The organism is Caloramator quimbayensis (assembly GCF_900167605.1).
GTDB classification, from domain to species: Bacteria; Bacillota; Clostridia; order Clostridiales; family Caloramatoraceae; genus Caloramator_B; species Caloramator_B quimbayensis.
Genome location: NZ_FUYH01000002.1, coordinates 54036 through 67750, shown reverse-complemented (window position 1 = coordinate 67750; position 13715 = coordinate 54036). Strand labels below are relative to the sequence as shown.

The window sequence follows — 13715 nt, the reverse complement described above, 5'->3', positions numbered from 1 at the left end:
AACTTTAAGGAGGGGGAAAATGGACTTCAAAATGCGCCTTACTCCAAAAGAAATTGAAATTCTTGAGGGTAAGCATGGAGAAACTCTTAAAAAGGCTCTTAAATCAGTTGTTCTCTATGGTGAAACCTTTGGTGCAGAAGAATTAGTGGATATTACAGGCCCTGTGCATCTTGTTACATCCTTTGGAATACCTATATTAGAGCCGGTTTTTGACATGATGGAGGAGCTTATTAGTGAAGGTCTTCTTACAAAGGAAAAATTTACGGTTGATCCAAGGCCAATAGACTATGAAAACGTTAAAGCTAATCTACTCGAAAAAATCGTATTTAAAATAATGTATGGAAAGCAGAAGGAATATGAGAGCCAACTTAAAAAAGTAGGTCTTAAGGATGACAATTCCTTCACCTGCACCTGTTATCTTCCTGAAGTTGGTAATATTCCAAAAAGAGGGGATATACTATCTTGGGCTGAATCCTCCGCCGTCGTATATGCAAATTCTGTTATAGGCGCAAGGACAAACAGAAACTCAGGTATTATAGAGCTTCTATCTGGAATTGTAGGCAAAACTCCAAAATTCGGTTTTTTAACCGATGGGGGAAGGCGTGCTAAATGGCTGATTGAACTTAAGACAAGCTTTCTTCCAAATCCCCAGGTTTTAGGAAGCGCAATAGGAATGAAGGTTATGGAGGATGTACCGTATATAGCTGGGCTTGACAGGTTCCTTGGAAATAACCTTTCTGATGATGTTAAAGACTACCTTAAAGATATGGGAGCTGCCAGTGCATCAAACGGGGCAGTAGGGCTTTACCATGTTGAAAACTTAACCCCAGAGGCGGTTGACTTTAAAAGAGAACTTCTTTTAAAAGACTATAATACCTATATAATCGATGACTCTGAAATAGAAAGGATTATTAAATCTTACCCTTTAATGTGGAAAAGCAAAGATGCTAAGCCAAGCTTATGCTTTATAGGATGTCCTCATTTATCCCTAAATCAGCTGAAAAACTGGACGGAAAAAATATCAAAGGAACTTGAAAAAAGGGGAAACAAAAAACTAAAAGTAAACACAATACTTTGCGCTGCCCCGGATGTCATTGAAGAATTTAAGAAGGATTCTAAAAATTATGAAAAGCTGATTTCATCGGGAGTAAAGCTTACATATATTTGTCCCCTTATGTACATGAACAACCCATTATGCTCAAAAAAAGCTGTAATAACAAATTCCAATAAGCTTAGAACCTATTCAACAGCAAGATTTTATACTGATGATGAAATACTTAACTATATTTTTTGACCTATATAATCAAAATTTATTTTGTCACTTGTCATATGGGTGGCACTTTTATAAAAAGAGGTGATAGCATGGCAAAGATATTTAAAGGAAGAGTAGTACTTCCTGGAAACATAAAAGGTGAGGCAGTTGTAAGCCACAGCGGAGTTAACATCCTCGCCTCCTTCCAAAAAAGCGCACTTAAAAAGGCTAAGAAGGTTGTATGCGCCGATCAGAACAATAGCGAGCTTTACGGTAAAGTTCTTACGGATAAAATAATGTGCCTTCCAAAAACAATCGGCTCTACAACGGGAGGTATGGTTTTAGAATCCGTTGCAAAACTCAACATAGCACCCTCTGCAATGCTTTTTTCAGAGCATATAGACTCCCTCGCTGCAGCAGGTGTAATACTAACTGATGTTTGGGTAAACAAAAGAATAATTACAATAGATAAGCTTGGGGATGAATTTTTAGAGTATGTTAAAACAGGACAAACCATTGAGATTAAAGAAGACGGCACTGTAATAGTAGAATAGGGGGATAATTATGGAATATAAAAAGCTTTTTGAGCCAGAAAACATAGGAAAATGCAAAATTAAAAACAGAATTATAATGGCACCTATGGGCAACATAAACATGGCGGATCCTATAGGAAGGCCTTCGCTAAAGATGATTGAATACTTTGGAGAAAGGGCAAAGGGAGGAACAGGGCTTTTGATTACAGGGCTTATCCCTGTATCCTACGGTATCGACCCTACAGTTTCCGAGGATAACGATACTACTTATTTTCCAAGAATAGATGGTTCATCAAGGACAAGACTCTCTGGATGGAGGGATTTAACAGCTAAAGTTCACTCCTTCGACTCAAAGATTTTTATACAGCTTACAGCAGGACTTGGAAGAGTCGGCTCTCCTGAACCTGCGCTTAAAGGCAAAATACTAAAATCTGCCTCTATAAATAAAAACTTTTATGTTCCACAGCTTCCTCACTTCCCCTTTACCGACAGACAAATCAAAAAAATAGTTAAAAGCTTTGGTCAGTCGGCAGTAAATGCAAAGGTATGCGGCTTTGACGGGGTTCAGCTTCACGGACATGAAGGTTATCTTATGGACCAGCTCACCTCAAACCCTTGGAATAGAAGAAGATTTGGAAGGTACAGCAACAAGTTTCAATTTGCAGTTGATGTTGTACGGGAGATTAAGAAAAGATGCGGAGAGGATTTCCCAATAATATACAGGGTGGACTTAACCCAGGCTCTAAAGGAATCCTATGGCGATGAAATATTTAGAAAAAGATTCAAAGGAATGGAAAGAACAATAGAAGAAGGCTTAGAATTCTGTAAAGTTCTTTATAATGCAGGAGTTGATGCCTTTGATGTTGATAAGGGATGCTATGACAACTGGTTCTTCCCTCATCCTCCAGCTTATTTTGAGGACATACCCTATGTAAAGGAAATAGCAGGAACATTAAAAGAATACTTTAAAAAAGAAGGAATAAAGGCAAAGGTAATTGCTGTTGGAAAGCTTGGAAAACCTGAAGTTGCAGAGGATGTTTTAGATAAAGGTTATGCAGATTTTGTAATGCTCGGCCGTCCACTACTATCTGACCCATACTGGCCTCAAAAGGTTTCTGAGGGAAGGGAAAAGGAAATTAACCACTGCATAGGAGATCAGGAAGGATGCATACAGTCCTTCATATTAGGAGGGCATCCATGCTGTACTGTAAACCCATACACTGGATTTGAAGATTGCAAGAAAGTTGAAAAAGCATCTGTAAAAAAGAAAGTTGCAATAATAGGTGGAGGGCCTGGAGGGTGCGAGGCTGCTAAGACTGCCTTTTTAAGAGGGCACGAGGTTACTTTGTTTGAAAAGGATAATATGCTTGGCGGACAGCTTATAGCAGGCTCAAAAATAAAGATTAAACATGATGTTGAAAGATATATTAAAAATCTTAACTATCAGATGAATCTCCTTAAGGAAAAGGGACTTGATATAAGATACAACTGTGAAGTTAAAAAAGAAGATTTAATTGGAAAATACGATGTTATAATATGTGCCAACGGGCTTTCACCCTTTGTGCCGCAGATTGATGGAATGGATAAAATAAGGCACATTGAGGCAAGGGAATTTCTCAAAAGCGATATGAGCCTTCCAAAGGATGTTAAAAAAGTTACCGTAATAGGAGGAGGGGTTGTAGGATGTGAGCTTGCCTATTCTCTATCCTATGAGAAAAATGTTGATGTAACTGTTGTTGAAATGCTCCCAAACCTTATGACAGGAGTTGTACACTCTAACCGTTCAATGCTTCTTTGGCTTATGATGGGACTTGGCTCCCCGACAGGAAAAAAGGAAGATGTTCTTAAAAATCCTATAAAAGCTTACACATCCTCAAAGGTTATAAAATTTGAAGAAAACAAAGTATATATAAACGCAAACAGAAAAAGAAAAGACCCCTATACTCCTTGGCATACATTAGTTCCTGAAAACATACACAACCCCTTTGACAAAAAGCTTAATCCAAATGATGTTGAAGAAATAATAATAGATACAGATTATGTAATCTTCTCAACAGGAGGAAAAGCCAGCGATACGCTATACTACGAACTTTTAAAGGAAAAAGCTGCAAAGGAGATTTACGCTATAGGCGATGCTAAAACCCCCGGCAGAGCATGGGAGGCAATAACCTCTGCCAACGAAGTAGCCCGATTTATATAGTTGGCATCCCTCGGGGACGGTTACTTATTATAGATACTTTTTATTTATATCCTCGTAGACATGCTAAGGGAGGGTTACTTATTTAATATATTAAAAATCAAAAGTCCTTCTATATTAGAGATAATTCTAATATAGAAGGACTTTTCTGTTAAAGTGTGAAAATTACCAAAACCGCCTCAAATACCACAAGTAACATCCTTAAAGATATAAACAAACTTTGTCACTTGCCAACTCAGTGACGCCTTTTTCCTTCACTTTGTTTTATTCCGTTTTGACATCTGTTTGCTGGGTTAAAGTCCCTTGAGTCTCATTTGTTACTTTGTTTTGTCTTTTCTCTTCAATTTTATTTTTTATCTCTTTCTTTATTTCATTTTTCTTAATTTTTTTAGACAATCCAAAATTATTTTTCAGCTGTTTTTCAGCCTCTCTTGCCTCTTTAATTGTAATATTTCCGCTCTTTACTTCTTGATTTAATACATCCTTTACTTCTTTTTTTAGCCCTGCATTTTTAACAGCTTCCTTTTTTAATTCTACTGCTTCTTTAAGTTCCTGCTTCTTTGCTTCAAAATTTGTTTTTGCAGCATTTAAAATATCCTGCGCTTTTTTAATCTCCTCTTCATTTCCTGAAGCCTCTGCTTCTTTTAGCTGTTTTTCTGCTGTTTTTATCTGCTTTTTTGCATCTATCAATTCATGCCTTTTATCTACCATATTAATTACAGCTTCTTTTTTAGCTGTCTGCATTTCAATTACCTTTTGAATAGTTGGCTTTGCATTATCTGAAACCTTATCCTGTATCTTTTTCAATACTTCTATTGACCATTTATATCTTTCTTCAATCCTGTTTTTCAGCTGTTCAGCATTGTTGTCTATTTTCTGCTGAACATTTTGATTATCATTTGTTACAACCTTTTCAATGTTTTCCTGAGCTGTATTCATTTTTTCTTGGAATTCCTCAACAGTTTGCTTTGCTAAATCTTCCTTGTTCTCCTCTGCCATAACCTGTGCTTCTGCAAGCCTCTCCTGAGCAACCTGTTCAATCGTCTCTATTTTCTTTTCATCATCTGTTGTTAATGCAACTTTCACCTCATCAATAACCTTATCTACTGGATATAATATGCTGTCCGGTGTAATTCCTGCATTAACATTTACATCTCCCTCCTGCCCCTGTGCCTTTGCAATAGGGTTAAATGTAATAAAGAGCATTAATGTAAAAGCTATAAGTTTTTTCATATATGTAGCCTCCTTTATTTGTAATTTCACTTTTTAATACGAAAGTTTATAATAATTTAAAGGGGTACCCTTTTAAAAAATATATTTTTTTCGTATAAATTATTGAAAGGGGGAAGTAGATGGACATTATTAGTAACAGAGATGAATTCATAATAGAAAACAAACCCTTTATATATAAAACCGCATCGAATATATGCAAAAGAAATCTTCAGTGGGAAAACGATGATGAGCTGAGCATAGCGCTTATAGCATTTAATAAAGCTATAGATACTTATAATAATGAAAAAGGAAATTTCTATTCCTATGCAAAAATGCTTATCAAAAACTCCCTTATAGATTATTTTCGAAATAACAGCTCTAAATATACTCTTTATTTTATAGATGAACAGATAATAGATATTCAAAATAAAAACTCTTTAAACCAATTTGAAATTGATATAGAAAATAAAATAAGGGCGCAGGAGATATATGATTTTTCAAGAAGGCTTAAAGAATTTGGAATTGAATTTAAAGATCTTATAAAATCTTCTCCAAGCCACAAAGATACACGAAATGAATTATTAAACGTTGCTATTAAAATATCAATGAATGAGGATATCGTTAATCTATTGTATAAATCTAAGCAGCTTCCTATAAAAAAAATATGTTTACTAACTTCAAAAAAAGAAAAATTCATAGAAAGCTGGAGGCGTTATCTGATTTCCCTTATAATTATTCTCTCAGATGACAGCTTTAAATATATAAAATCTTACCTAAATATAAAGGCAGGTGATTAAATTGATTAAAAAGGGAATCGTTATGGACTATGATGGAAAAAATGCAGTTTTACTTACTGAATCAGGAGAATTTATTAGCATTAAGACAAAAGAAAAGTTGTCAGTAGGTCAGGAATATGTATATAAATCCAAAGTAAAAATAATCCCCAAACAATTTTTAATTGCCGCCTCTGTAATTTTAGTTCTTTTCTTAAGCCTCTTTTATAACCTATATTACACCGTATATGCCTCCGTTACCGTGAGTATAAATCCTGAAATAAGGCTTGATATCAATAGATTTGACAGAATAATTAATGTTGTTCCTCTTAATGAAGATGCAAAAAATCTCCTTTCCGAAGCTAAAGTAAAATATAAAAAATTGGACAATGGTCTTATATTAATCGTTAACAAAGCAAAGGAGAAAAAATATATAAATAATGAATACTACGAAGGTAACCCAAAATCAATAAAACTTTTAGTAGACGGGAAAAATATAAATCTTACAAAGTTTTATAAAGAAATTAAAAAGCAAAAATTAAATTTAAACACGTTAGATATAAAAAACATAAAAAAGAATGATGATAAAACTAAATTAGAGAAAAAGGAAAATAAAATAATTCCCCCTTCTATCAAAAAATCAAATGATGTTCCTATCCCATCTGGCAAGAAAATAGTACGACCTAAATATAAAGCTAAAAAAGAAAAATCAGTTCCTAAAGGGAAAAATAAATAGCTGATTTTAAAAGCTATGATAAAGAATTGTTTTTATCATGGCTTTTTGTCTATCATTTATATCTGCCTCGCTGTCCCAGAACGGTTACTTATTTCACCTAATCTTCTCCTCTCTCCCGTGCCTGTCACTTTTTCTCCTACGCTGTTACTTATCAAATACATGGAATTTTTTTTCTGTTTTCTCCGTTCTCCGGTGCCTGGCACCTTTTTCGCTTAATAATTAACGCTAAAATTACTAATAATAAATAAAGAATAATAGTTGTAATTGACATTATCTTTATTTACAATAGTGTATATACAACTGTAAAGTGAGGTGTAAAGATGATAGATGAAATAAATAAGTTAAAGAAAGAGAAAAATGCCTTAATCCTTGCCCACAACTATCAGCTTTTAGAGGTAATCGATGCAGCTGATTATGTTGGGGATTCCTTTTATTTGAGCGATATTGCAAAAAAATCCGATAAAGATGTAATAGTCCTTTGCGGGGTTCATTTTATGGCAGAAAGCGCAAAGATTTTATCCCCTGAAAAAACAGTGCTCCTTCCTGTTGTTGATGCAGGCTGTCCCCTTGCCGACATGGTGGATACCGATAAGCTTTCGGAATATAAAGCAAAGCATACTGACGCTGCTTTTGTGTGCTACATAAACACAACTGCTGAGGTTAAAGCCCTTTGCGATGTTGTTGTAACTTCCTCAAACGCACTAAAGATTATAAAAAAGCTTGATAATAAAAAAATAGTTTTTCTTCCCGACAAAAACCTTGGGGAATACATTAAAGAGCAGGTCCCCGAAAAGGAAATAATTCTTTGGGAGGGATTTTGCCCAACCCACAAAAAGATTTCAAAGGAAAGCATACTTATGCTGAAGGATGAGATAAAGGATTTAGTAGTTTTAGCCCACCCTGAATGTGAAAAGGATGTAAGGGACATATCCGATTTTGTGGGAAGCACAAAGGAAATAATAGAATATGCTACAAACACAAACTACAAAAACTATGTTATAGCAACAGAAGAAGGAGTAATTCATACGCTAAAAAGGGATAACCCTCATAAAAATTTCTACGCCCCTGGTAAAACTGCAACCTGCCCTAATATGAAGAAAACAAGAATTAAAGATGTATATGAGAGCCTATTATATATGAAACATGAAATTAAAGTTGATAAGGAAGTTGCAGATAAGGCAAGACGTGCCCTTGAAAATATGCTTCTTTTAGCAAGGTGATAAAATGGATATAGAATGTGATGTTTTAATAGTGGGGACTGGAATTGCAGGGCTTTATTCTGCACTTAACCTGAGAGATGATTTAAACATTGCCCTTATATCTAAAGGGGATATTACAAAGACCAATACATATCTTGCACAGGGGGGAATTGCAACTGCAAAGGATGAGCATGATAAGCCATCCTTTATCGAAGACACATTACGGGCTGGAAACTATAAAAACGATTTGACTGCTGTCAGGGTTCTTGTTGATGAGTCTATCGAAAATATAAAAAAGCTTATTGAGCTTGGAGTTGATTTTGATAAATCAAAGGATAACCTTTTATACACACGTGAAGGTGCCCACAGCACAAACCGAATAGTCCACCACAAAGATTATACTGGAAAAGAAGTAGCAGACTCTTTAATAGAAAAGGTTTTAAAAAGAAAGAATATAAAGATATATAAAAACTTTTATCTTTGCGATTTAATAACCCAAAACAACAGATGCCTTGGCGGAATATTTATTAAAGAAAGCAAACAGCTAAACATATTTTCCAAGTTTACTATACTTGCAACTGGAGGAATTGGAGGTTTATTTAAAAACTCAACAAACCAAAGGATTTTAACAGGAGATGGGCTTTCTATTGCAGTTAAAAACAACATAAAGCTAAAGGACATACAATATATACAGTTTCACCCAACAGCCTTTTATGAAAGCACCAATGAAAGAAGGTTTTTAATATCAGAAAGCGTAAGAGGTGAAGGGGCACATCTTTTAAATTCTAAGGGTGAAAGGTTTGTAGATGAGCTTTTGCCAAGGGATGAGGTGTCATCAAAGATTTACAGTGAAATGAAAAAAACAAATTCCTCTAACGTTTATCTTAGCCTTTCCCATTTGAATTCTTCATATATCAAACAAAGATTCCCTAAAATCTACAGCGAGTGTTTAAAAAGGGGAATAGATATTACAAAGGATTCTATACCCGTTGCCCCTGCCCAGCATTATTTTATGGGAGGAATTGAGGTTGATTTGTATTCTAAAACTTCTATGGAAAACCTTTTTGCAGCAGGGGAAGTATCCTGCAGCGGTGTTCACGGCGAAAACCGCCTTGCAAGCAACTCCCTCCTTGAAGGCTTAGTATTTTCAAGAAGGGCTGCAGATTATATTAATAACCTTTCAGATAAAACCCCTCTTAAGAAAGTAAGCCCAAAGATTATAACCGACTTTGAAATGGTAAAAAGAGAAAACTTAAAAATAGCAATAGATTTAATAAAAGAAAAAAGGTGGGATCTTAAGGATGAACTTATCAGTTATTGATAAACTTATCATAGATGCTTTAAACGAAGATGTAACCTATGAGGACATAACAACTGAGGCGATAATATCAGATAGCCTGCAAAGCAGTGCAAATCTTTATGCAAAGCAGGATGGAATTTTAGCTGGAATTTTCGTATTTAAAAGGGTTTTTGAAATTTTAGGAGATGTTGATGTTCAGGTTTTAAAAAAGGATGGTAATGAAATAAAAAAAGGAGATGTCGTATGCACATTAAGAGGCAAAACAAAAAATATACTTATTGGTGAGAGAACTGCCCTTAATTTTATACAAAGGATGAGCGGTATTGCAACGCTTACAAGGGAATTTATAAAAAGGATAGAAGGAACAAAGGCTCAGCTTCTTGATACAAGAAAGACAACCCCAACCCTTAGAATTCTTGAAAAATATTCCACAAGGGTTGGAGGTGCTGTAAATCACAGGTTTAACCTGTCCGACGGGATATTAATTAAAGATAACCATATAAAGGCAGCAGGTGGAATATATAATGCAGTAGAACTTGTTAAAAAAAGATACTCCAACCTTAAAAAGATTGAAGTTGAAACGGAAGATTTAGACATGGTAAGGGAGGCTTTAAAATGCAATGCTGATATTATTATGCTTGATAATATGAGCATTGAGCTTATTAAAGAAGCCGTTTCGTTAATAGACGGCAGGGCTTTAACTGAAGTTTCAGGGAATGTAAGCTTAGATACTATAAGCGATATTGCAAAAACAGGGGTTGACTTTATTTCAACCGGTGCCATAACCCACTCCTACAAATCCTTAGATTTGAGCCTTAGGATAGTATAGTGCCACCCAATTGACAAAATAAAAACTTATATAAATAAAAAAGCAGGCTGTTATCAAATAACTTCCTGCTTAATTCATAATATCAATTCTTTCTAAAGTTAATTCATGAGTAGTATTTCGCTATAATTTTAATTTGAAATATAACATAAACGCAAAGGTAAATTTTAACTAATTGAGTCAAGAATAAAAAGAACCTTTTTGTTACTTGTCATCTCCCTTGCACTAAACCACCATTCCCTCTCTTTCCTGTATAATCCTTTCTACCCTATTATTATCGTCTACAAGCACAACCTTTGGTTTTATATCCTTGGCCTCGCTATAATCTACAAAGCAGTAGGCCATTATTATTATTTTATCCCCAGGATGAACAAGCCTTGCTGCTGCACCGTTAAGGCATATCTGACCTTTCCCTCTTTCTCCCTTTATAACATAGGTATCAAACCTTTTACCGTTGTTTATGTTTACAATCTGAACCCTTTCGTTTTCCAAAAGCCCTGCTGCATCCATTAAATCCTCATCTATTGTAATACTTCCAACATAGTTAAGGTTTGCCTCTGTAACCGTTGCCCTGTGTATCTTTGATTTTAACATATTTAAAAGCATATTATCCTCCTTTGTATCATTCTTCACATTTTATTCTCATATTATCTATAAGCCTTGTTTTCCCTATTTTAACCGCAAGGGCTATCAAAACTTCCCCTTTAATCCTATCTATCGGCTTTAAATTTTTGGCATTAACAAATTCAACATAATCAATCTTTGCATCCTTTGCAGTATTTATAAGTTTTATCATCTCGTCCCTAATTATTTTTACATCCCTCTCTCCCTTATCTATCATATTCTTTGCAAGGTTTAAGGATTTATAAAGATTTAGGGCCTGTACTCTTTCATCCTCGCTAAGATATGTATTTCTCGAGCTTAATGCAAGGCCATCCCTTTCCCTTATTATTGGGCATCCTACAACTTCAACATCCATATTCAAATCTTCAACCATTCTTTTTATTACAGCAAGCTGCTGAGCGTCCTTTTCCCCAAAGTATGCCCTGTCAGGTTTTACTATATTAAAAAGCTTTGTAACAACCGTTGCAACCCCTCTAAAATGACCAGGCCTTGAAGCACCGCAAAGCCCTTCTGTTAAATTTAAAACCTCAACATAAGTAGAATAATTATCCTTATACATATCGCTGCTCTCTGGCATAAATATAATATCACACCCTGCATCAAGGCATACTTTTTTATCTCTCACCTCGTCTCTTGGGTATCTTTCAAAATCCTCCGCAGGTCCAAACTGAGTGGGATTTACAAATATGCTCACTACAACGACATCGTTTTCTAATCTTGCCCTTTCAATAAGGCTTTTATGTCCATCGTGAAGATACCCCATAGTAGGCACAAAGCCTATGCTCTTTTTAATATTTTTTATATCGTTAATAACACTTTTCATCTCAGTTACGCTTCTTATTATTTTCATAGCATCCTCCATCCTGCCGTTTATATCCGGCACAAATATCAATTTAGCTTATGCAATTTTTTATAAAATTAACTTTAATCATAATATTATTTTATAAAGCAAATATTTAAAGCTGCTTTAAAAAATATATAAGCAAAATCTTTAGAAGCCAAATTTTTTAAAAATTATTCTATCTTTAATTCACCAAGCAATTTAAATACATTGACAGAACTAAATTTCTATTATAAAAGAATTTAAAATAAAACTTAATATATCAAATTGTTTTAGAGCACTTACCTAATTTAAGAATTAATCAAACTGTTTTGATATAATATGCCTGTGCTTATAAGGCTAAAATTATATTGTCTTGTTTTACTAATACAGCTTTTTTATCTCATCGGAAATTTCCTTATTAAGCTTAAAAGAATGCACATCCTCAGGGAATTTTCCCCCTCTTACATCTTCAATATACTCTAAAATTCCTGACTTTATTTCCTCTCCAAGGTTTCTATACCTTTTTACAAACTTTGGGGTAAAATCGCTGAAAAGCCCAAGCATATCGTTTATAACAAGAATCTGTCCGTCGCAGTATTTTCCTGCACCAATTCCTATGGTTGGAATTGATATTGATTCAGTAATAATTTTTGCCACCTCATCAGGAACAGCCTCTAAAACTATTGAAAATACTCCTGCCTCCTCAAGATACTTTGCATCATCTATAAGCTTTTTTATCTGTTCCTTTGACTTACCCTGAACCTTAAAGCCCCCAAGCATATTTACCGACTGGGGAGTTAATCCGATATGCCCCATAACAGGTATTTGAGCTTTTATAATAGCCTTTACCTTATCTAAAACCTCAATTCCTCCTTCAAGCTTTACAGCATGGCATCCTCCCTCTTGAACAAGCCTTCCTGCGTTTTTTATAGAATCCTCAACTGATATATGATATGAAAGAAAAGGCATATCTCCAACTATAAGAGCATTTTCAGCCCCACGCCTTACCGCCTTTATATGATGAATCATATCATCAATTGTAACGGATAATGTGTTTTCATAGCCTAAAGCTACCATGCCAAGGGAGTCACCGACTAATATTCCATCAATTCCTGCCTCATCAACAAGCTTTGCAAAGGAATAATCATAGGCCGTGAGCATAGTAAGCTTTATACCCTTTTCCTTTGCCTCTTTAAAAGTTGCAACTGTATTTTTCATTACTTATCTCCCCTTAACATTTTTTCTATTTTATTTAGCTTTTCCATCTTTTCTTTACATTCTTCATCTTTGCAGCCCTCTAATTTTTCCATTTCAATATTAAGTGCTGTAAGTCCTAAACTTTTATATATTTCCTTATATTTTTCAATGCTGTCAAGATGAAGCTTTATAGTGTTATAATCTCCCCTGACTATTGGCCCTGTTAAAGAATCTTCAACACCCTTTTCTTTTATGTTTAAAAGGGCTCCCTGCATAAGAGGATATATTGCATCAACTATAAACTTTTCATCCATATTGCACTCTAACATTATTTCCTTGGAAATTTTAGCTAAAGATACAATATAATTTGAAGCAAAAACTGCAGCTGCATGATATTTTGCCTTATTATTTTTATCTATTAAAAAATATTTAAGTTTTGCTAAGTCTAAAAAAGATTTTATGTTATTTATATTTTCTCCTTCTACAGAAAAAATAACATCCTTTAAAAATTTATAACACTCTCTGTCAGTAAAGGGATAAAGGGGATGAAGTGAATAAGAAAAAGCCCCGATTTTTTTTGCATCACAAAAAACATCAGAGGTCAAGCACCCGCTCATATGAAATATGTTTTTTCCTTTTAAATCAAAATCTTTAAGTCTCTCCCAAAGAGATGATATTGCATTATCGGGAGTTGTAATGAATATGTAGTCACAGGATAAGATAAGCTCCTCTAAGGATAAAACCTTTGTCTTTGTAAAGTCTGCAGCACTTTGACACGATAAAACAGACCTGCTGTAGAAACCTTCAACATCAAGTCCTGTCTCAGTTAGATAGCGTCCAAAGGCACATCCCACCTTTCCAGCGCCAATAAAACCAATTTTCATTTTTTCCACCTCTTTAAATTAGTCCCACTCCAAAGGATATGGGCTAATTCTATAATAGCAGAATTTCTTTATATGTTTTAGTATGTAATAAAAATTTAATAATATTATAAAAAAAGTATCACCCAGTTGATAATGACAACCCTAATCCTTAGTTTGTCA

The 13715-nt window shown here is 34.5% G+C and carries 13 protein-coding genes; 8 read left to right on the top strand and 5 right to left on the bottom strand.

What is annotated here, in order from left to right:
• Positions 1-19: 19 nt before the first annotated feature.
• The 3 genes from B5D15_RS01620 (at position 20) to B5D15_RS01610 (ending at position 3985) form a co-directional block, all read left to right on the top strand.
• Positions 20-1294: an aconitase X gene (locus B5D15_RS01620; protein ID WP_242948666.1), complete on the top strand. Its 1275-nt coding sequence runs from the start codon at positions 20-22 to the stop codon at positions 1292-1294.
• A 68-nt stretch (positions 1295-1362) separates the two neighbouring features.
• A complete protein-coding gene (locus tag B5D15_RS01615) occupies positions 1363-1806 on the top strand; it encodes an aconitase X swivel domain-containing protein (protein ID WP_078695360.1) in 444 nt (147 codons plus the stop codon).
• A 10-nt stretch (positions 1807-1816) separates the two neighbouring features.
• On the top strand, positions 1817-3985 hold the full coding sequence (locus tag B5D15_RS01610; protein ID WP_078695359.1) for an oxidoreductase: 2169 nt from the start codon (positions 1817-1819) through the stop codon (positions 3983-3985).
• A 261-nt stretch (positions 3986-4246) separates the two neighbouring features.
• Here B5D15_RS01610 and B5D15_RS01605 read toward each other — a convergent pair whose 3' ends face one another.
• The gene (locus B5D15_RS01605) at positions 4247-5215 is read right to left on the bottom strand and encodes a DUF5667 domain-containing protein (RefSeq protein ID WP_078695358.1); all 969 of its coding nucleotides are present in this window, start codon (positions 5213-5215) and stop codon (positions 4247-4249) included.
• Positions 5216-5334: 119 nt separating this feature from the next.
• Here B5D15_RS01605 and sigI point away from each other — a divergent pair, with 119 nt between their 5' ends.
• From sigI to nadC, 5 genes are all read left to right on the top strand, one after another.
• Positions 5335-5991 carry an RNA polymerase sigma-I factor gene (sigI, locus tag B5D15_RS01600; RefSeq protein WP_078695357.1) on the top strand — a complete coding sequence of 219 codons (657 nt, stop codon included), beginning with the start codon at positions 5335-5337 and terminating at the stop codon, positions 5989-5991.
• Position 5992: 1 nt separating this feature from the next.
• Positions 5993-6703 (top strand): anti-sigma factor domain-containing protein, encoded by a 711-nt coding sequence (locus B5D15_RS01595; RefSeq protein WP_078695356.1) that lies wholly within the window; start codon positions 5993-5995, stop codon positions 6701-6703.
• Between the two features lie 320 nt (positions 6704-7023).
• Positions 7024-7923 (top strand): quinolinate synthase NadA, encoded by a 900-nt coding sequence (gene nadA, locus B5D15_RS01590; RefSeq protein WP_078695355.1) that lies wholly within the window; start codon positions 7024-7026, stop codon positions 7921-7923.
• Positions 7924-7927: 4 nt separating this feature from the next.
• Entirely contained in the window at positions 7928-9223 is a 1296-nt protein-coding gene (locus B5D15_RS01585; protein WP_078695354.1) for an L-aspartate oxidase, read from the top strand.
• The gene (nadC, locus tag B5D15_RS01580) at positions 9204-10031 is read left to right on the top strand and encodes a carboxylating nicotinate-nucleotide diphosphorylase (RefSeq protein ID WP_078695353.1); all 828 of its coding nucleotides are present in this window, start codon (positions 9204-9206) and stop codon (positions 10029-10031) included. The genes B5D15_RS01585 and nadC overlap by 20 nt, the downstream gene beginning before the upstream one ends.
• A gap of 222 nt (positions 10032-10253) precedes the next feature.
• Here the strand turns inward: nadC and panD are convergent, their stop codons facing one another.
• The 4 genes from panD to B5D15_RS01560 all read right to left on the bottom strand — a co-directional run bounded on the left by panD (position 10254) and on the right by B5D15_RS01560 (position 13565).
• Positions 10254-10634: an aspartate 1-decarboxylase gene (gene panD / locus B5D15_RS01575; protein ID WP_078695352.1), complete on the bottom strand. Its 381-nt coding sequence runs from the start codon at positions 10632-10634 to the stop codon at positions 10254-10256.
• Between the two features lie 16 nt (positions 10635-10650).
• Positions 10651-11502: a pantoate--beta-alanine ligase gene (panC, locus tag B5D15_RS01570; RefSeq protein WP_078695351.1), complete on the bottom strand. Its 852-nt coding sequence runs from the start codon at positions 11500-11502 to the stop codon at positions 10651-10653.
• A gap of 354 nt (positions 11503-11856) precedes the next feature.
• Entirely contained in the window at positions 11857-12693 is an 837-nt protein-coding gene (panB, locus tag B5D15_RS01565; RefSeq protein ID WP_078695350.1) for a 3-methyl-2-oxobutanoate hydroxymethyltransferase, read from the bottom strand.
• Positions 12693-13565, bottom strand: coding sequence for a Rossmann-like and DUF2520 domain-containing protein (locus B5D15_RS01560; RefSeq protein WP_278305438.1), 873 nt, complete (start codon positions 13563-13565; stop codon positions 12693-12695). Before B5D15_RS01560 ends, panB begins: the two co-directional genes overlap by 1 nt.
• Positions 13566-13715: the final 150 nt, after the last annotated feature.

Excerpts from the sequence above, each read along its gene's own strand:
- panC (WP_078695351.1), bottom strand. The coding sequence starts at position 11,502 with ATGAAAATAATAAGAAGCGTAACTGAGATGAAAAGTGTTATTAACGAT.
- B5D15_RS01620 (WP_242948666.1), top strand. The coding sequence starts at position 20 with ATGGACTTCAAAATGCGCCTTACTCCAAAAGAAATTGAAATTCTTGAG.
- nadA (WP_078695355.1), top strand. The coding sequence starts at position 7,024 with ATGATAGATGAAATAAATAAGTTAAAGAAAGAGAAAAATGCCTTAATC.
- B5D15_RS01585 (WP_078695354.1), top strand. The coding sequence starts at position 7,928 with ATGGATATAGAATGTGATGTTTTAATAGTGGGGACTGGAATTGCAGGG.
- B5D15_RS01615 (WP_078695360.1), top strand. The coding sequence starts at position 1,363 with ATGGCAAAGATATTTAAAGGAAGAGTAGTACTTCCTGGAAACATAAAA.
- B5D15_RS01610 (WP_078695359.1), top strand. The coding sequence starts at position 1,817 with ATGGAATATAAAAAGCTTTTTGAGCCAGAAAACATAGGAAAATGCAAA.
- panB (WP_078695350.1), bottom strand. The coding sequence starts at position 12,693 with ATGAAAAATACAGTTGCAACTTTTAAAGAGGCAAAGGAAAAGGGTATA.
- nadC (WP_078695353.1), top strand. The coding sequence starts at position 9,204 with ATGAACTTATCAGTTATTGATAAACTTATCATAGATGCTTTAAACGAA.
- B5D15_RS01605 (WP_078695358.1), bottom strand. The coding sequence starts at position 5,215 with ATGAAAAAACTTATAGCTTTTACATTAATGCTCTTTATTACATTTAAC.
- sigI (WP_078695357.1), top strand. The coding sequence starts at position 5,335 with ATGGACATTATTAGTAACAGAGATGAATTCATAATAGAAAACAAACCC.
- panD (WP_078695352.1), bottom strand. The coding sequence starts at position 10,634 with ATGCTTTTAAATATGTTAAAATCAAAGATACACAGGGCAACGGTTACA.